The organism is Thalassolituus hydrocarboniclasticus (genome assembly GCF_025345565.1).
In the GTDB taxonomy this organism is placed as follows: Bacteria; Pseudomonadota; Gammaproteobacteria; order Pseudomonadales; family Oceanobacteraceae; genus Venatoribacter; species Venatoribacter hydrocarboniclasticus.
Map to the genome: position 1 here is coordinate 464,508 of NZ_CP054475.1, position 17,731 is coordinate 482,238.

The window sequence follows — 17,731 nt, forward strand, 5'->3', positions numbered from 1 at the left end:
CCCCTGCTTATTTTATCCCTCGTTTTTCTCCCGGACAGTGCTTTACTGATAGCTTAAGCAATGTCAGGGAGAGGAACGCATGGCTAAACGTCATATTCTGCTTAGCCTGCTGCTCGCTGCAATCATCGGAGTGGGAGTTTATGAGCTGAGTGTGCGCGTAGAGCAGCAGCGAACCGCCGCGATTTCCGCCAATCTGCTGCAGCACGTTTATATCCGCGCTTTACGTGAGTATTACCAGTTGCTGGGGGATGTGGAACAGCTGCTGAATGACCATCCTCCGGGTTATATCGAGTTGCAGCAGTACCGGCTGAACTCGCCGCTCGGCCCCTTTATGCTGATCGGCGAAGAGAATTCTGAAGCGCTGGCAGTAACCGGTGACTGGTTGCTGCGTATGTCATTGCAGGATCTGAAAGCCGAGATCGGCGTCCCGGCAAGGCTTGCCAGTCATCCCGGTCTGCTGATGAATCTGTACTCTCCGGACAGCAAGCGCAGTCTGATTATTCGTCTGGAATTATATGAGTGGCTGCATCAGATCACCTCAGATATGGGCTATGGCGATACCACGCTGCTGGTCATGTATCAGGCACAGCCGCTGTCAGCACCGGCACCGCAGCAGCGTCAGCAGATGATGGTATTTAACGATTTTCTGCTGCCCGAATTCAGCCTCTATCTCGACCGCAGCCAGATTGAGAATCATTTTTTTCAGACCTATCTGCCCATTTCAGCTGCCGCTGGCAGTGCGCTTGTATCCCTGTTGCTGTTGCTTGCAGTGTTTTATCAGTATGGCCGCCATGTGCAGTTGCGTCGTGAGCTGGAAGGGCGCTCGGCCGAGCTGGCAGAAACCAGTCATATCCTGCGAACGCAGATGGCTCTGAATGCGCGCAGCCAGAAAGAGTTACTGAAAAGTAATTACCAGTTACGTGGTCTGAACCGTGATCTGGAAAATGCCCAGACGCGACTGCAACTCTCTGAACGGCTGGCCGGGCTGGGGGAATTATCGGCCGGTATTGCTCATGAAATAAATAATCCCGTGGCCTATATCAGCAGCAATCTGAAAGAGCTGGGCAATGACATGCAGGCGTTATTGGACTTTGTTCGGGCTATCGATGAGGCTTCCGACCTGCTGGATATTAAATCGGATTATTATCAGGAATTACTGCTCGCCTATCAGCGTCTGGATATTAAACAGGTGACCAGTGTTGCTCCGGCACGCCTGCAGGATTGTATTCGCGGTACCGAGCGTGTCACCCAGATTATTGCCGATATGCGCAAGCTCAGCCGTACTCAGTCGCATATGCAGTGGTGCCAGCTGAATGATGATATCAGCAGCATTATCAATATTGCCCGCGCCCGCCTGCCGGGCAACATCAGCCTGCAGGTGGAACTGACCGAATTGCCGGAGGTGTACTGCAACTCCTCACAGATAGGGCAGGTGGTGCTGAATATTCTGGTGAATGCCATTCAGGCACTGGAAAAAGACGGCGGTACTATCCGTATCAGTGAGGTGCTGGCAAATGGTGTGCTGAGCATCAGTATCCGTGACGATGGTCCGGGCATGGACAACGCTGTGGCCGCCCGGGTATTCGAGCCCTTTTTTACTACTAAACTGGAAGGTGATGGCACCGGCCTGGGGCTGGCGCTGTGCTACAAACTGATGCAGGAACATCAGGGAGGGATTGAGCTTGAGACCGCTCCCGGTAAAGGCGCCTGTTTTACCCTGATTCTGCCGATCGGAGAAAAGAACCATGCTGAGTGATAATGTTCAGATTCCGCTGCAGGAAAAGCACGGTCGTCTGCTGATTGTGGATGACGAAGAAGCTGTGCAGCAGGCGCTGAAGCGTTTGTTCCATCGCCAGTACGAGGTGGTTGTTCTGGGCAGTGGTGCGGCGGCGGTTGAGCTGCTGCAGCAGGATGAATTTGATCTGATTATTTCCGATATGCGTATGCCGGGTATGAGCGGGGCAGAACTGCTGAAGCATTGTTTTGAGCAATATCCGGATATGATCCGCATTCTGCTTACCGGCTACTCTGACCTTGAGTCTGCTATCAAAGCGGTCAACGAAGGTAATATCTACCGTTATATCTCCAAACCCTGGGACAACGATCAGCTGCGTAATATTGTGGCCGAAGCGCTCGATACCCGTGAACTCAAAGCCGCCAATATCCGTCTTAATGCGCATATTGCAGAGCAGAATGCTGAGCTTGCGCGCCTGAATCTTGAGTTGCAGGACAAGTATCAGCAGAAGTCGGATCAGGTGGGGGAGGCAGAAGAAAAACTGCACGATGCTTACCGTACATTGCGGCAGGAATTTAACAGCATGGTGCATATTCTGGTGGGCATCATGGAAGCGCGTAACGGTGAAGAAAAAGGCTGCAGTGAAAGCCTGGCACGGCTGGCCAAATTATTTGCTGAATTTTCCGGTCTCGATGGTCAGGCCATTCAGGATGTGTATTACGCTGCCCTGCTGAGAAATATCGGTAAGGTAACCTTACCCGACAGTGTGCTGAGTAAGGCCCTGACGCAAATGAGCGTCAGCGAAAAATCCGATTATGCCCATTTCCCCATTAATGGTCAGACAAGCCTGATGCTGCTCGAACCACTGCAGAATGTGGCCAATATCATCCGCTCGCATATGGAGCTGTATAACGGCAAAGGTTTTCCCGACAAGCTAAGCGGCAGCGCGATTCCCAAAGAGGCGCGCATACTGCGTATCGTCAGCGACTATGCGGATCTTCAGCGCGAACATAATTTTCTCGGCGAAACCCTGGACGAGGAAACGGTCCGGGCTTATCTGCTGAAGATGGCCGGGCAGCGTTATGACCGCGAGCTGGTGGATGTGTTTATGACGGTGCTGGATGACTTTGAAGAAGCCGTGGTACCAAACCTGGAACGCATCGATATCAAAGAGGCCCGCAGCGGTATGGTTCTGGCCGGTAATCTGGTCAGTCCTGCCGGCGTAGTGCTGTTGTCAGAAGGTACGGAGCTGACCGAGCGGCATATCACCAAACTGGCGGCGATGGAGCGGCAGTTTGAAGGCCATGAAATTAAACTGCACGTGCGGCGGGAGCCCGCCGCGAAAAAGTAAGCAACAGACCGCTGCTTACTGCTGAGCGTCGTCGCTGTTACCCGGAATATCGTCATCCTGATGAGTGACGATACCAGCCGCCGATTGCGGCAGATAATGCCCCAACTTGCTGGCCTTGGTGTTCAGATAGCCATCGTTGTGCGGGTTGCGGCCTACCTGTAACGATACCCGCTCAACCACATCCACACCGGCTTCGCTCAGTGCTTTAACCTTGCGCGGGTTATTGGTCATCAGACGGATGGCGTGGATGCCCAGATGGTCGAGCATTGGCCGGCACATGCTGTAATCACGCATATCAGCACCAAAACCCAGCTGTTCGTTGGCTTCAACGGTATCGGCTCCCTGATCCTGCAGGTTGTATGCACGGATCTTATTCAGCAGGCCAATGCCACGGCCTTCCTGACGCAGGTACAACACCACACCACGTCCGGCTTCGGCCACCGCGCGCAGCGCTTCTTCCAGCTGGTAGCCACAGTCACAACGCATACTGAACAGCGCATCGCCGGTCAGACATTCAGAATGTGCCCGCGCCAGTACCGGCTCGCCATTGGCGATATCGCCCATGGACAGAGCTACGTGCTCTTTGCCGTTGCTGCTGTCTTCAAAGCCATGCATGGTGAAGACACCGAACGGGGTCGGTAATTTGGACGAAGCAATGAATGTGATACTCAATGGGAGTACTCCTGGGTAAAACAGGGCGCGTATTCTAACAGTCTGACACTGCCCTGCCTAATGCGATGTCGCCAAAGACCGGCGGCGGGTTATTCTCTGTGACCCGGTTGTTACCGTAATGGTTGACTCTGAATACCATTACCGACGCCCTGAACAGGCGGAATACGTGGCAAAGTACAGTAGAATTGCACCATCAGAACGTCGCTGGCGGCGTTATTTTTCTCTCAGCGAACAATGAATACAGGAAACCGACCCAATGATCTGGCTGCTGTTGGCCTTATTAGTACTCGCGATTCTTATCTTACCCGGCGTATGGGTGCAGCATGTGCTGAAAAAGCACAGTGCTCCGCGCAATGATTATCCGGGTAACGGTGGTGATATGGCGCGACACCTGCTGGCCAAGCTGGAGTTGCATGATGTGCAGGTAGAAGCCACCGATCAGGGGGACCACTATGATTCGCGCAGTAAAACCGTGCGCCTGACCAGCGATAAGCTGGACGGTAAAAGCCTCACGGCGGTAGTGGTCGCAGCCCACGAAGTTGGTCACGCACTGCAGCATGCGCGTAAAGAAACCCTGTTTCAGAGCCGCACCGGCTTTGCCGTACTGGCCTACTGGATGCAGCGAATTGCCCCGCTGGCGTTATTGCTGGCACCGTTTCTGGCGGTGGTTGCTCCTGCTGCCTCGCGTTTTGCTCTGGTGATTGCGGTGGGCGCTATGCTGATCGGCACCCTGGTGCATATTGTTACTTTACCGGTGGAGTGGGATGCCAGCTTCGGTAAAGCCTTGCCGCTGTTGCGCGAGGGGGAATATCTGGATGAGCGTGATATGAAAGCCGCACACAGTATTCTGACCGCCGCGGCTTTAACCTATGTCGCCGCCTCGCTGGTCAGCCTGCTGAATATTGGTCGCTGGCTGCGTTTCCTGCGGCGCTGATACGCGGTGCTGTTCAGCCGGTGCCGGCCAGTGAGAATTCACGGCTCAGGTGTGAACAGACCCCGCTGCATGTTAACGTGCCCGCATGGACACCGCCGTGAGTGAAGGATGAACCTGTCTTTATATACCAGCCGTCGTTATCTTCTGTCAGTGGTTGCGCTGTTGCTGGCGCCTGCTGCCCAGGCCGCGCTGATTGACTGGCCGGGGCTGGACATGCTGATACGTGCCGAGTGGCAGCAGCTGACCACCACCTTTAATAATATCCTCAGCGCCTGGGACAGCCTGCTGCATGGCATTCCCGAAGGGCAGCGCACGCAGGTGATTATGAACAGTGGTGTCCCTTTACTGCTGATCTTTCCGCTGCGCTGGCTGGCCAGACATTTTGCCAGCTGGACGGCCGGTATGCTGGCCGCGCTGCATAACCGCCTGATCAGTGGTGGTATCCACCATCAGGGGTTGCGCGCCATTACCCGCTTTATCAGCGGTATTACGCCACTTGTGCCCTGGATATTACTGTTGTGGGCGACAACCCTGTTACCGCCGCTGCAGCAGGAAACGTCTGCTGTGGGTGGTGCGCTGCCACTGCTGATGCAGGTGTATATTCTGTATGTGTTGCTGAAACTGGCGGCGGAGTGGTTTCTGTTCAGTGTCTGCCAGGGGGCTGGCAGCTATTTAAATGCCGACAATACGGCCCTGCTGGAACAGCGCGCGCGCTCATTTACCTCCTGGTTATTATTACCCTGGGTGCTGATTGCACTGGCTGATTATCTGTTTCAGCATTCCGTGATCAGCCGCATGCTGGGAGCCTTTGTCTGGCTGTTCAGCTGGGTGGTTATCAGTTATTTGCTGAATTTCTACCGCGAAGAATTAATTCAGAACCTTAAGCGGCTGCTGCCTGAAAAAACAGATCCTCTGATCGAGAAAGCCGGACACGGACGTTTTATGAGTCTGCTGTTGCCGCTCTGGGTTCCGTTTAACCTCGTGCTGTTTCTGCGCGCCTTTATTATCCAGTTGGTGGCGGAATTTACCTGGTATCAGAAGCTGAATGCACGCTGGTTCCGGATGAAAAATACCGTAGCCGATAACAATGAAGAAAACGAACCGGGCGAATGTACCGATGACAATTATCTGCGCTGGTTCAATAGCGGAAATGACTGGGATTATCCGATTATAGACACCGGTCTCAGTGCCGCGATCCGTAAAAACTTTGACGCCTGGTTCAGTGAGCGCAGTGACGACAATGTACTGCTGATTACCGGAGAGCCGGGTATTGGTAAAAAATCGGCGGCCAGACGCTTTGCCGGTTCGTTGCAGAGTGAAAACAGTGAGCTGCAGATTCACCAGCTGGATATTCCGGCAAAAACCACCGCCGCTGCCGATATTTACCGCATGCTCGGTGACGAGCTGAATATCGATTTAAGTTCTGGTCCGGCGGCGCTGGCTGCTCAGGATGAACAGCTGCAGCCGACGCTGATTATTCTCAATAATGCCGAAAACTCTTTTCTTGCAGAGGTTGGCAGTTTTGAAGGCTGGCGTGCACTGCTTAGTCTGACTAATACCCATGTGCAGAATATTTACTGGCTGATCGTGATTAATAATCAGAGCTGGGCATACCTGTGCAATGTGTTTGGCCGTGATTATCAGATGCGTAATGTGATCCGGGTAAAACGCTGGAGTCAGGCAGAAATCCGCTCACTGATTTTATCCCGTAATCAGCAAAGTGGTTATCGTCTGCAATATGATGATGTACTTATTGATCCGCGCTCACCGGTTGCCGGTGCCTTACGAAATGCCGAGCAACGGTATTTCAGCCTGCTGTGGGATGCCTGTCATGGTATTCCGGTTACCGCGCTGATGTTATGGAAAGAATCGGTCAGCACCCAGCGCGGTGTGGCAACCGTCAGCATTCCGCGCCTGCCGGTCGGCTCCGGCTTTGAAAAATCCGGGCCGCGTATGCTGTTTATCTTTGCCGCCATTGTTACCCACGGCAATCTCACTACGGCTGAACTGGTGCGGGTAACCAATACTGCAGAAAACATCGTGCGTTTTGCCCTTAAAAGCGGACTGGAAGCCGGAATGATCAGGAAAGGCAATGATGGCCGTTATGCGATCACTGCACTCTGGTATCACACCGTGGTAAGCACCCTGAACAGGATGAATATGCTGAATGAATGAAACCAATGGTCTGGTCGATGGCCTGCTCAGCATCGCCGGAATTTTTAATCTGTATGCCATTTTCTGGCTGATTATCGGTGGCTTTGCGCTGTGGGCTGCTGCCCAGGGATTAAATAACCTCAGCCAGCGTCTGATGGGTAAAATTCCGGCGCGGCGTTTTTTAATTCTGCAGATATCCACACTGCTGACGTTTGCGCTGTATATATTCGGCACCGTCGGATTGTTTATTGCTGTGCTGCAGCCACCGAAAGAGCTGCTGTTTGCCGCCGCTGGTTCCGTGGCGGTTGCGCTGGGTTTTGCCTTAAAAGATATTGCTGCATCGCTGGTGGCGGGTATTCTGCTGCTGTTTGATCGCCCGTTCCGCGTCGGTGATCGCGTCAGCTTTGGCGACACCTATGGCGAAATTGTATCTATTGGTCTGCGTACTGTACGCCTGGTAACGCTGGACGATAATCTGGTGACGATTCCCAACTCGCGTTTTATTACCGATGTGGTTGCCTCCGGTAATGCCGGCGAGCTGGATATGATGGTGGTTACTGATTTTCATCTGGCCCTTGATGCCAATCTGGCAGAGGCGCAAAAGCTGATCGAAGAGGTGGTGGTAACCAGCCGCTACGCTTACCTGAAAAAGCCGGTGGCCTTTACGCTGGAAGAAGTTGAAATCGCGCATGCACTGGCTATCCGTCTGCGGGTAAAAGCCTACGTTCTCGATGTGCGTTACGAAAAAGCCTTTCAGTCGGATATTGTACAGCGCGGCACGGCGTTGCTTGCTATGCACAATATTGCCCGTCCAAAACCTTTATTAGCCGTCTGAATTATGAGTCTCGAATTTATTTATCACCCGGCCATCGTGCCGGGTGAAGACAGCCCGCAAACCCTGAGCCTGTATTTTTGTGGCGAACGTCTGTTGCTGAAACCTGAGGTGATGAACAACGCCACGCAGATTTTTCCCTGGACAACTGATTCGGTTGAACAGGATCCGCGGCTGGAATTATTACTCGGCAGCGTTGATGGTGTACCGCTGCGGGTGGTTGGGCTGGCCGATATTCCGCCGGGGTTTGAAGAAGTCGCATTGCGCGATTATCTGCTGGCCGCCAGTGACGATATTTTCCGTGTGGTCAATGCTGCCGCACAGTTACGTTACTGGCGCAGTACACAGAATTTTTGCAGCCGCTGCGGTACGCTGCTGAAACCTATTGTGAATGACCGTGCGCTGGTTTGCCCGGCGTGCAGCTATCGCTCTTATCCGAAAATATCCCCGTGTGTGATTGGCGTTGTGCGCAAAGGACGGACATTATTGCTCGCCCACTCAAATCGCCACCGCACCGCCATGTATTCCTGTCTCGCCGGTTTTATTGAAGCTGGCGAAACGGCCGAGGAAGCACTGGCACGGGAAATATTTGAAGAAGCCGGAGTACAGATTAAAAACCCACGCTATCTTGTCTCGCAAGCATGGCCATTCCCGCACCAGTTAATGCTCGGATATTTATGCGACTACGACAGTGGTGAACTGAACATCGACACGACTGAACTGGAAAGTGCCGACTGGTTTGATATTGATAAACTGCCACAACTGCCGGCACCACAGACGGTGGCGCGAAAATTAATTGAAGCGGCAGTAGCGCTGATCAGAGAAGACGATAAATATTAAGCCATTTTCTTAACATTAAACCGTGTCATATAAATGCAGGAACTCTGCGGATACTGTCAGCGGAAGCTCCTGCAGGCGGTTGCAGCACAGCCAGGGTGTCTCAGAATAATTCTGCACAGTTTCGCGTGAGTGCTGCAGAATGCCTTCAGCGTGGCGCCCTGATCTGAACTTTTCAGTAAGCCGAAGCGGGCACTGAATTATTCAGAGGTGCCCTGGATATTTTTTGCACCAAAGGCAATTTTATTATTGTCCAGGTCGCGCACATAGGCCGAGAAACGCGGCCCTCTCTGGCCGGGTTTGCCTTCACAGCTTCCGCCCAGCTCAATGGCTTTGTTATACAGCCGGATCACTTCATCCTCAGAATCAAGGCTGAAACCCAGCATGGTGCCGTTGCCACTGGTCGCTGCGTTCTGATCAAAAGGAATTGCCACGGCAAAGGCTCCGTCTTCATCCTCACCCTGCCAGAAGGTCATACGCTCGGTGGCAAAGGTCTGGCGCATCTCCGTATTTTCGAACAATGCATCATAGAACTTAACCGCTGCTTCCATATTGTTGGTGCCAAACACAAAGTAATTCATCTTCATTATGGTTCTCCTTCAGAAAGCAGCGAGGATAAAGGCACCTGGTGACAGAAAGTGTCAGCAGTATTGATATCACAATACTTCGCCGGCACAGCAGCGAGCCGCAGGCATGGCCAGCGTTTATGACCTGTTTTGTGTAACGGCTTTGCAGCCTGTTAATGTGTCAGCAGGCTGGTGAATTATCCCAGCGCCAGCACCGTTCCCTGCAATACCAGAAATCCAAAAATACCGGCAATCACATCGTCAATCATAATGCCGAAACCGCCATGGACTTTGGCATCCAGCCATTTAATCGGCCAGGGTTTGAGGATGTCGAAAAAACGGAACAGCACAAAGCCGTAGAGCAGCCAGCCCATATCAGTGAGCACATCGCCACTGTGAGGCAGCCACAACAGGGTAATCCACACACCAATCCATTCGTCCCAGACAATACCGCCGTGATCGTGCACACCGAGGTCGCGTGAGGTGATTTCACACAGCACAACGCCTAAGGCAAAACCGGCGATCAGAATGCCCAGATACGGCAGTGTGGGGACTCCCTGCAGCAAAAAATACCAGAAAGGTAAGGCGGCCAGCGTGCCGAAGGTACCGGGTGCTTTCGGTGCCAGACCAGAACCTAAACCAAAGGCCAGCAAATGAATGGGATTTTTAAGATTGGGGCGTACAGCAGACTGGTTGACTGAGTTGCTCACAGGGTTCTCCGGCTGACCTGTTTCAGGCCAGCATCTGACCCTCGTTGATAGCGGTGGATGATAGCAGCCGGGCGGGATTAATTTCCATGATGGTCACTTCATTCCCGCCAATACGGATGCCTTTCAGCCAGCCGCGGGCAAAGGGCGGCATATAGTCCTGCTGCTCTTTTTCCAGCTGTGCGGCGTTGCAGCTGAATACCTCGCCGACGTCATCGACCCGCAGGCCGAGGGTTTGTTGTTCGCTGCTCTGCAGCATGATTACGGTCGGACGGATGCTGCTGCGCACCATTGCGGACACTTCGGCGAACAGGTCGCGCAGGCGTTGCAGCGTATTGCTGCCCTGATTGTTCAGGATCTGCAGCGCTTCTTCGGCCTGATCGTTATCACGCAGGGTGAGCAGCTGATCGGCGAGGGCGTGAATGCGCTTATGTGGCTCATCAAAGCTGCGCAGTACATGCTGCAACTGGTTGTCTTCGGTTTGGAAATGGTCGTACCACTGGCCGAATTTGCACTGGTGCGGGTCACGCGCCAGATCAAAACTGCCGCCATGTTGCAGACAGTTTTTTAAGGTATTAAGCCAGTTGATATGGTCCTGCTCGCGCGCCTGCAGTAACGCCAGTAAATCGCGGCTTTTGCTGCGCTCAGATGGCTGATTAAGCAGACGTGCCAGCGACAGAATAATGCAGGCCTGGCCTTCAAACTCCACCATATCGAATTGCTGGCCTTTACCGGTGGCAACCTGGGTGGGCGTCAGAGCACTTTCGGCGGCAATAAAACGCACGCTTTCAATGGGGACGGCAAAGTGCTGGCGGGCGTGGCGGAAGCTGAGGTATTCCATGCTGAGTCCTTGGCGTGGGCATCATGCAGCGCTTGGCTGGGAGTGAATATGCCCAAGTATAGACCGCGATATCTGTCTTGCCGGGTTGTCGCGGCCAGCCTGCTCAGAGCGTATCGATGGGGTCGATATCCAGATTCCAGCGCACCTTCGATAAGCCCTTATGCTGCTCAAGAAAATGCACCAGTGCTGCCGCGGTACGGTGCAGTACACTGCGTTCGGCAGCGTAAAACTGCAGCTGAAAACGGAAGCGGCCATTGCGCCGTTCCATGATGGCGGGGAAGGGGCCAAGCAGGGTAACCGGTGCCTGCCAGCTGGCGCCACTGTGGTTCTGCAGCCATTGCTGCACAAAGGCGCGTGCCTGTTGCAGCAGTTGCTGCGCCTGCATCCGGTCTTCGCATTCACTGCGCAGTAACGCCATATGGCTGTACGGCGGCAGCTGCTGTTGCTGGCGTTCCTGCAGCAGTGACAGCGCCAGTGCGTGGTAGCCGCTGTCGAGCAGCAGGTTAAGCAGCGGGTGCTCGGCGTACAGGGTCTGAATCCACACTTCACCCGGCGCTTCTTCACGCCCGGCGCGGCCGGCCACCTGACAGATTAATTGCGCGCTGTGTTCCATGCCGCGGAAATCGGCGCTGAATAAACCGGCGTCGGCGTCCAGCACCACCACCAGAGTAACATCGGGAAAGTGGTGGCCTTTGGCCAGCATCTGGGTGCCGACCAGAATGCAGGGGCCACCGCGGTGAATATCGTCGAACAGATTATCGAACGCCTGCTTGCTGCGGATGGTGTCGCGGTCGACCCGGCGCACCGGCACCTGCGGGAACAGCACGGCCAGCTGATCCTGAATTTTTTCGGTGCCCTGACCAATACCTTCCACCTGATGGCTGCCACATTGCGGACACACCGCCGGCACTCCCTGCTGGAAGTCGCAGTGGTGGCAGTGCAGATGCGGCGGATACTGATGCAGCGTCAGGCGTGCATCACAGCGGCGGCATTCGGCCATCCAGCCGCAGTCACGACAGGCCAGCAGCGGCGCAAAACCGCGGCGGTTAATAAACACCAGCACCTGTTTGCCGCTGGTTAAATGTTTGTGCATGGCATTCAGCACCGGCTGGGCGAAACCGGCGGTCAGCGGCTGATGCAGAATGCTGTGCAGCTTCATGCCCGGCGCTTTGGCATTACCGGCGCGCTGGCTCAGTTTCAGGTGCAGGTATTTACCGCTGAGGGCGTTGTACAGGGTTTCCAGCGAGGGCGTGGCTGAACCGAGCACGATAGGTACGCCGGCTTTGTGCGCCCGCACCAGAGCAAAGTCGCGCGCCGAATAGCGCAGGCCATCCTGCTGCTTAAATGAGGCATCGTGTTCTTCGTCGAGAATAATCAGGCCGAGGTCGGGCATCGGCGTGAATACCGCCGAACGGGTGCCAATGAGAATGCGTGCACCGCCTTCACTCACCTGACGCCAGCCCTGCAGACGCTCGCGGTCATTCAGGCCGGAATGCAACATGGCGATGGGCACATTAAAACGCGCCTGAAAGCGGCGTACGGTTTGTGGTGTCAGACCGATTTCCGGTACCAGCACCAGTGCCTGTTTGCCCGCCGCCAGTACCTGCTCGATCAGACGCAGATAAACCTCGGTTTTGCCCGAGCCGGTTACGCCCTCAAGCAGACAGGCACGAAAGTGATGCAGCTCCGGTTCAAGTGCCTTCAGTGCACTCTGCTGTTGCGGGTTCAGGCTGTGAAAGCGCTGATTCTCCTGAATAACCGGCGGCAGTGGCAGCTGCTGGCGTTCCTCAATCAGTCCGGCGTCGGCCAGGCTGCGCAGCTGTGCAAGGGTAAATCCCTGAGCCGTCAGTTCGCTGTGTGGCCATTGCGGGCTTTGCTGAAATAACTGCCACAGCGCCTGTTGTTTGCTGCCGCGCAGGGCTTTGGCCGGTTCATCTGCGGTTTTCAGCCAGACCCGTTCGTCGGCCTCGCTCAGCTCACAGCCACGGCGCAGCATGGTCGGCAGCATATGCTCCAGCACTTCGCCCATGCTGTGGTGATAGTAATCGGCCAGCCAGCGGCACAGCGCCAGACTGTGTTCGTCGATCAGTGGGGTGTCGTCAAGGCGCGCCAGCAGCGGTTTCAGCTTATTAGCGGGGACATCCGACTGATCACGGCAGCTGAGCACGATGCCCAGCAGCAGCTGACGGCCAAATTCCACCCGCACGCGCTGGCCAGGCCGATAGTGATCCGGCGTTTCTCCGGGCAGCGGCAAGTAGTCAAAAGTGCGGCGTAGCGGGAGGGGAAGAGCAATTTCGACAACAAAAAAGGACATGAAAAGACTTGCTGCTTAGGTCGGCTCTGGTATTATGCGCGTCCTTATTGCCCATGCAAGGGCAAGTTTTTGTAATCCAGTAGCGCGGTACTTGTGGAGAGAAGATTCGCAAGTGGCGGCGTGAAGACCCAAGAGGTGTCCCATGAAAGAAGGTATTCATCCTGAGTACGCTGCTCTGGAAGCAACTTGCTCCTGCGGCAACGTGATCAAAACCAAATCCACTAAGCCTGGTACTATGTACCTGGACGTGTGCTCCGCTTGCCACCCGTTCTACACTGGTAAGCAGAAAGTTGTTGATACCGGTGGTCGTATCGACCGCTTCAACAAGCGTTTCGGTGCTTTCAAGAAGTAATAAAGCCCGAACCGAAAAAACCCGCCTTGTGCGGGTTTTTTTATGCCCGCCGTCCATGGCGGGCCCCTGCGGGCCGCGCTGAAGCGCGTTAAGCTGCGTTCCATACTGCGCTTTTATGCCCGCCGTCCATGGCGGGCACCCTGCGGGCCATTGCTGCGCAATGTTGACCAACGCTCCCGGCGTTGATGCTATGCCTGACATCTGACATCTGACATCTGACATCTGACATCCGACATCCGACATCCGACATCCGACATCCGACATCCGACATCCGACATCCGACATCCGACATCCGACATCAGCTCTCACTGCGCCGCCAGTTCCCAGCTTTGCTGGCAGCGCTGCATATATTGCGCATAGATCGTCAGGCCGACCGCAGGGCCAACGGCAGCGCTGTCGGCGCACAGGTTGGCAATCAATTCTTCCGATACCCGGCTAAGACGGTTAATCCGCTGCTGCAGGGCATCGCCTTCGCGTTGTTCCAGCGCCAGGGCTTTATCCACACCGGCCAGACGTTGCTGCCACTCCTGTTGTTGCGCACTGGCCTGTTGCTGCTGAGCCAGTAACTGCTGCTGTGCGGCAGTGATCTGATGTTGGTATTCCTGCTGCGTCTGCCGCCACTCAGTCCGTTCCTGCTGCTGTACGGTTAACTGCTGTGCCAGTTGTTGCTGACCGGATTGCAGACTTTGCTGCAGGCTCAGGAGTTGCTGTTGCAGACTGTGGATATGTTGCTGCTGGCTGAATGTGAGGCTGGCAGTGGTGATGCACAGTAACAGCAAGGCAAGCAGCATCATGCGTGGAGCAGTCATGGCAGGCCAAAGGGAGGCGCCTGTGCCTGCAGAAGTATCAGTGCGCGTCGCAATTGGCTGCGGCGGCAGGTTTTCTGCACCTGTGGTGTGGACTGAGGCCTCAACGGCAGCCTCGTCGGGGCTGGTTGTCACGGGTTCGTTAAGCAGACTCTGGCGGGCGGCCAGTAGCTGATTCAGGGTATGACAGAGTGCCTGCTGTTCGGCGGGCTGGTGCTGCTGCAGTAGCTGGGTAGCCGTCTGGCGCAGTTGGTGCTGACAGGCAGCCTCAATATCCTGCGCCTGATTGCTCAGGGTTCCCAGCAGCTGTCTGGCTGCAGCCTGATCGCTTTCCTGTGTTGTATTGCGGGTCTGTGTCATCGTCAGCTCCTTCACGCGATGAGTGGCCGTAACATCCTCGGCTGCTGCGGCTGTTCCGGCAATCAGGCGAAGCGGCGAATCTGCATTTGCTGAACGAAGAATGCGCCAATGTTGTCAGAAGTGGTCGGGTGGTAACGCAGACTGTGCCGCGCCGGGATGACTGTTGTATGACGCTGTCAGGCCTGTTGTGTTGGTGTATCGGTTTGTTGATTGGCGCGACAGCCAATCCGTTACTAAACTTATCCTGTCATTCGTATACAGAGAGCTTTTTGTGACAAGACGCGAAGAAGGTGAAGAAGAGCTGAGCGAAGCCCAGCGTCTGGCACTGCTGGAAGACACCGTATCGACCAACCGGGTTGTGCTGATGATCATCGCTGTGCTGGCAGTGGTGGCGATATCTGTGGCGGTAACCGTCGCGGTGGTTAAGCTGATGCAGCCGGATGTGACCTATGTCGACAGTAAGAGTTTTGCCAAGCTGGAGCGGGACGTTGGTATTCTGAAAGAGGCGGCTATCGCCTACGAGCAGAGCATGGCCGACACCAAAAATATTCTCGACAGCAGTAATGCCACGGCGTTTAAGGCGTTGATGCTGGAGCAGGAAAAAAGCTATCAGCTGCATCTGAATGCCCTCAAACAGGGGATGCGTGATCTGGCTCGTATGGTGCCCGGCTCGCGCACCTGGCTGGATATTTACGAAGAACAAATGGACGAGGCGCTGGCCGAAAGCCGCGCGCGTATGAACCGTTTGTCGCGTCTGCAGACTTCGGCCCTGCCGGATGTTGAGGCGATTCCTCTGCCTGACAGAGGAGAACCGGTACCGGTTCTGAACTGATGACTCCGCTCAGGCATAAAAAACGGCGTGCACTGCACGCCGTTTTTTATGCCTGTTGTTTACCGGTCAGGATGTTCAGCCGCGATGATCAGACACAAAAGGATTGGTACGGCGCTCGTGGCCAAAGGTGGATTCCGGGCCGTGGCCGGGAATAAAGGTTATGTCGTCACCGAGCGGGAATAATTTGTCACGGATAGAAGACACCAGCTCGGCATGGTTGCCCTTAGGGAAATCGGTGCGGCCGATGGAGCCCTGAAAAATCACATCACCGACAATCGCCAGCTGGTCGGCAGCGCTGTAAAACACCACATGGCCGGGGGTGTGTCCGGGGCAGTGAATCACATCCAGCTCAACCCCGCCGACCTGTACTTTATCGCCATCGTTAAGCCAGCGGTCCGGGGTAAAGATCTCGGCCTGCGGAAAACCAAACATCGCCGATTGTTGCGGCAGTCCCTGAATCCAGAACAGATCACCTTCGTGCGGCCCTTCAATCGGCAGGCTCAGACGGCGTGCCAGCTCGGCGGTGCCACCGGCATGATCGATATGGGCGTGGGTCAGCAGGATTTTTTCGACCCGTGCGCCCATAGCGTCTGCCTGTTGCAGGATACGTTCAATATCGCCGCCCGGATCGACGATGGCAGCCGCTTTGGTGGCATTACACATCAGGATGGAGCAGTTCTGGGCAAAGGCGGTAACGGGAACAATGGCAACAGATAAAGACATGAACAGGGGCTCTGGTTTGCAATAAAAACGCAAGGGTAGCCTAACAGGAGGGATGGGAGAAGCCCGCAGGCTTCTCCCGCTGGTGCAGTAACGTGCGGCTCAGAAGGCCATGATTTTCGGTTTGACCCCGGCAAACTGCGGCATGGTCATACCGGCATCGGCATTCACATAGGTGGGGTCGGCGATGGTGTAGCGTTTGCCCTGCCAGCTCCAGTTATCGCCCTGTACGCCGCCGTTAAAGGCAACGGCGGTGGCGACGTGTCCCGGGTAATCGAGAATTACGACATCCAGCCCCAAGAGCGATTCGGTCAGCCAGGCAAACAGCGCCGCACGGTCTTCACAGTCAGAGTAGGGGTAGTGCAGGGTTTCCAGTGGGAAAAGGTAATTTTCCTCGTGGAACTGCTCATCGTCGGTCTGGTAGGCGAATGCCGTCTGCACAAAGCGCAGCAGGTGATTCACCGCTTCCTGCTCACTTTTCCCGGCGACGACCGGGCGCAGCTGATTGAGCAGCGATTCGCTGGTCACCGCCGGTAAGCCGGCTTTGAAGTAGTTCGGCAACGACAGCTGTGGATAGCTGCTGAAGTAGCTGACGAAACGCTGCGGATACGCCACTTTGATGTTGTATGACTGATCGCGGTATTTAAATGTCAGCTGGCGCTGTTCTTCGCTGCCGCCAATGGCAAAACGGTTCGGCTGGCTGAAATCAAGGGCGCGCGAGCCTTCGTCATGCTGGCCTTCGTAGGTAAATACTTTGCCGGGCTTCAGTGCTTTTTCGTTCAGGTTAATGGCGTAATATTTTTTATTTCCGAGGCGGAAAAAAGTAACGCCAAACATTTCCTGTTCAGACGTCAGCAGCAGATGAACTTTGTCGTTATAAGCGACGCGGGCATCGTAACCGGCTTTTACCAGCAGGAACCAGCTGGTCAGCTTACGGCTGGTGCTGTCTTTATGCAGGGCGCGGGCAAACTGATCAAACAGCTGGGCGCTGCCCCAGTCGTTCAGGCCCAGACGCTGTGCTGCAGCCTGCAGTGCCTGCACCGTTGGCTTGTGCTCAGCACTGGCCAGTTGCTGCCAGTATGAAGCAATTTTTTCGTTATTAATTTTACCGCTGAAATTGCGTTTGAATTTGGCGTTATACGGAATTTCGATAGCATTTCCGTAGAAACCAAAACGTGCAACCGGGCCGCTGAGCGGTGGTTTTTTTGCGGGTTTTTCTGCTACCGGTTTATCCAGTGTTGGCTTTTCTGTGGCTGGTTTGTCGTCAACCGGTGGCTTGGCCAGAGGTGGCTTGATCAGCTCCGGAGCCGGTGGTTTGGGCGCAGGAACTTCTGCGACCGGCGGCAGCTCGGGCAGGGTGACTTTGGGCGTATCATCTACCGCTGGTTTGGCATCTGGCTTGGCAGAAGCCGGAATTTCCGGCAGGTCGACCGGTTTGGGTTTTGGGTCGCGCAGCTCGGCAGGCTTCACATCAACCGGTTGCCATTTCTGCTGCAGAAACTGAATAAAGGCTTTGTCGTTTTCATCCAGATAGGTCTGAAAATCGCCACGTGTTTTCTTTAACCATTGTTCATATTCAGACTCGGCTGTTGCTATAGCCGACAGACTGAGTGCTGGTAAGACACAAAGGTAAACAGAGAGCTTTGCTGGAAATTTCATCGGGATTCCTCGCATAAAAAAGCCGGCAGACGCCGGCTTCTTATTATGATCGTGCGTCA

The 17,731-nt window shown here is 54.9% G+C and carries 16 protein-coding genes; 8 read left to right on the forward strand and 8 right to left on the reverse strand.

The features are described from left to right. Positions 1–79: 79 nt before the first annotated feature. Both HUF19_RS01885 and nosR read left to right on the forward strand, forming a co-directional pair. A complete protein-coding gene (locus HUF19_RS01885; protein ID WP_260998249.1) occupies positions 80–1,756 on the forward strand; it encodes a sensor histidine kinase in 1,677 nt (558 codons plus the stop codon). Then, entirely contained in the window at positions 1,746–3,086 is a 1,341-nt protein-coding gene (gene nosR / locus HUF19_RS01890; protein ID WP_260998250.1) for a response regulator c-di-GMP phosphodiesterase, NosR family, read from the forward strand. The genes HUF19_RS01885 and nosR overlap by 11 nt, the downstream gene beginning before the upstream one ends. A gap of 15 nt (positions 3,087–3,101) precedes the next feature. Here the strand turns inward: nosR and ribA are convergent, their stop codons facing one another. Continuing rightward, entirely contained in the window at positions 3,102–3,758 is a 657-nt protein-coding gene (gene ribA, locus HUF19_RS01895; protein ID WP_260998251.1) for a GTP cyclohydrolase II, read from the reverse strand. 256 nt (positions 3,759–4,014) lie between these two features. Between ribA and HUF19_RS01900 the strand changes: the two genes are divergently transcribed. The 4 genes from HUF19_RS01900 to nudC all read left to right on the forward strand — a co-directional run bounded on the left by HUF19_RS01900 (position 4,015) and on the right by nudC (position 8,518). Continuing rightward, positions 4,015–4,692 carry a zinc metallopeptidase gene (locus tag HUF19_RS01900; RefSeq protein ID WP_260998252.1) on the forward strand — a complete coding sequence of 226 codons (678 nt, stop codon included), beginning with the start codon at positions 4,015–4,017 and terminating at the stop codon, positions 4,690–4,692. Positions 4,693–4,800: 108 nt separating this feature from the next. Further along, positions 4,801–6,867, forward strand: coding sequence for an ATP-binding protein (locus HUF19_RS01905; protein WP_260998253.1), 2,067 nt, complete (start codon positions 4,801–4,803; stop codon positions 6,865–6,867). After that, positions 6,860–7,681: a mechanosensitive ion channel family protein gene (locus HUF19_RS01910; protein ID WP_260998254.1), complete on the forward strand. Its 822-nt coding sequence runs from the start codon at positions 6,860–6,862 to the stop codon at positions 7,679–7,681. Before HUF19_RS01905 ends, HUF19_RS01910 begins: the two co-directional genes overlap by 8 nt. A 3-nt stretch (positions 7,682–7,684) precedes the next feature. After that, the gene (gene nudC, locus HUF19_RS01915; protein ID WP_260998255.1) at positions 7,685–8,518 is read left to right on the forward strand and encodes an NAD(+) diphosphatase; all 834 of its coding nucleotides are present in this window, start codon (positions 7,685–7,687) and stop codon (positions 8,516–8,518) included. A gap of 197 nt (positions 8,519–8,715) precedes the next feature. Here nudC and HUF19_RS01920 read toward each other — a convergent pair whose 3' ends face one another. The 4 genes from HUF19_RS01920 to HUF19_RS01935 form a co-directional block, all read right to left on the reverse strand. Next, on the reverse strand, positions 8,716–9,102 hold the full coding sequence (locus tag HUF19_RS01920) for a VOC family protein (protein WP_260998256.1): 387 nt from the start codon (positions 9,100–9,102) through the stop codon (positions 8,716–8,718). Positions 9,103–9,278: 176 nt separating this feature from the next. Then, a complete protein-coding gene (locus tag HUF19_RS01925; RefSeq protein WP_260998257.1) occupies positions 9,279–9,791 on the reverse strand; it encodes a phosphatidylglycerophosphatase A family protein in 513 nt (170 codons plus the stop codon). A gap of 22 nt (positions 9,792–9,813) precedes the next feature. Then, the gene (locus HUF19_RS01930) at positions 9,814–10,629 is read right to left on the reverse strand and encodes a CZB domain-containing protein (protein WP_260998258.1); all 816 of its coding nucleotides are present in this window, start codon (positions 10,627–10,629) and stop codon (positions 9,814–9,816) included. 103 nt (positions 10,630–10,732) lie between these two features. Further along, positions 10,733–12,943: a primosomal protein N' gene (locus tag HUF19_RS01935; protein WP_260998259.1), complete on the reverse strand. Its 2,211-nt coding sequence runs from the start codon at positions 12,941–12,943 to the stop codon at positions 10,733–10,735. A gap of 142 nt (positions 12,944–13,085) precedes the next feature. Between HUF19_RS01935 and rpmE the strand changes: the two genes are divergently transcribed. Next, a complete protein-coding gene (gene rpmE, locus HUF19_RS01940; RefSeq protein ID WP_145470828.1) occupies positions 13,086–13,295 on the forward strand; it encodes a 50S ribosomal protein L31 in 210 nt (69 codons plus the stop codon). Positions 13,296–13,600: 305 nt separating this feature from the next. Here the strand turns inward: rpmE and HUF19_RS01945 are convergent, their stop codons facing one another. Then, positions 13,601–14,461, reverse strand: a complete 861-nt coding sequence (locus tag HUF19_RS01945; protein ID WP_260998260.1) for a hypothetical protein — start codon at positions 14,459–14,461, stop codon at positions 13,601–13,603. A 271-nt stretch (positions 14,462–14,732) separates the two neighbouring features. Here HUF19_RS01945 and HUF19_RS01950 point away from each other — a divergent pair, with 271 nt between their 5' ends. Next, positions 14,733–15,293: a hypothetical protein gene (locus tag HUF19_RS01950; RefSeq protein ID WP_145470832.1), complete on the forward strand. Its 561-nt coding sequence runs from the start codon at positions 14,733–14,735 to the stop codon at positions 15,291–15,293. A 75-nt stretch (positions 15,294–15,368) separates the two neighbouring features. On the opposite strand, the gene HUF19_RS01955 is transcribed toward HUF19_RS01950, so the two are convergent. Continuing rightward, positions 15,369–16,016 (reverse strand): MBL fold metallo-hydrolase, encoded by a 648-nt coding sequence (locus HUF19_RS01955; RefSeq protein ID WP_145470834.1) that lies wholly within the window; start codon positions 16,014–16,016, stop codon positions 15,369–15,371. Positions 16,017–16,115: 99 nt separating this feature from the next. After that, positions 16,116–17,672 (reverse strand): hypothetical protein, encoded by a 1,557-nt coding sequence (locus tag HUF19_RS01960; protein WP_260998261.1) that lies wholly within the window; start codon positions 17,670–17,672, stop codon positions 16,116–16,118. Positions 17,673–17,731 lie beyond the last annotated feature (59 nt).

Excerpts from the sequence above, each read along its gene's own strand:
- HUF19_RS01885 (WP_260998249.1), top strand. The coding sequence starts at position 80 with ATGGCTAAACGTCATATTCTGCTTAGCCTGCTGCTCGCTGCAATCATC.
- nosR (WP_260998250.1), top strand. The coding sequence starts at position 1,746 with ATGCTGAGTGATAATGTTCAGATTCCGCTGCAGGAAAAGCACGGTCGT.
- HUF19_RS01900 (WP_260998252.1), top strand. The coding sequence starts at position 4,015 with ATGATCTGGCTGCTGTTGGCCTTATTAGTACTCGCGATTCTTATCTTA.
- HUF19_RS01905 (WP_260998253.1), top strand. The coding sequence starts at position 4,801 with ATGAACCTGTCTTTATATACCAGCCGTCGTTATCTTCTGTCAGTGGTT.
- HUF19_RS01910 (WP_260998254.1), top strand. The coding sequence starts at position 6,860 with ATGAATGAAACCAATGGTCTGGTCGATGGCCTGCTCAGCATCGCCGGA.
- nudC (WP_260998255.1), top strand. The coding sequence starts at position 7,685 with ATGAGTCTCGAATTTATTTATCACCCGGCCATCGTGCCGGGTGAAGAC.
- HUF19_RS01920 (WP_260998256.1), bottom strand. The coding sequence starts at position 9,102 with ATGAAGATGAATTACTTTGTGTTTGGCACCAACAATATGGAAGCAGCG.
- HUF19_RS01930 (WP_260998258.1), bottom strand. The coding sequence starts at position 10,629 with ATGGAATACCTCAGCTTCCGCCACGCCCGCCAGCACTTTGCCGTCCCC.
- HUF19_RS01935 (WP_260998259.1), bottom strand. The coding sequence starts at position 12,943 with ATGTCCTTTTTTGTTGTCGAAATTGCTCTTCCCCTCCCGCTACGCCGC.
- rpmE (WP_145470828.1), top strand. The coding sequence starts at position 13,086 with ATGAAAGAAGGTATTCATCCTGAGTACGCTGCTCTGGAAGCAACTTGC.
- HUF19_RS01945 (WP_260998260.1), bottom strand. The coding sequence starts at position 14,461 with ATGACACAGACCCGCAATACAACACAGGAAAGCGATCAGGCTGCAGCC.
- HUF19_RS01955 (WP_145470834.1), bottom strand. The coding sequence starts at position 16,016 with ATGTCTTTATCTGTTGCCATTGTTCCCGTTACCGCCTTTGCCCAGAAC.
- HUF19_RS01960 (WP_260998261.1), bottom strand. The coding sequence starts at position 17,672 with ATGAAATTTCCAGCAAAGCTCTCTGTTTACCTTTGTGTCTTACCAGCA.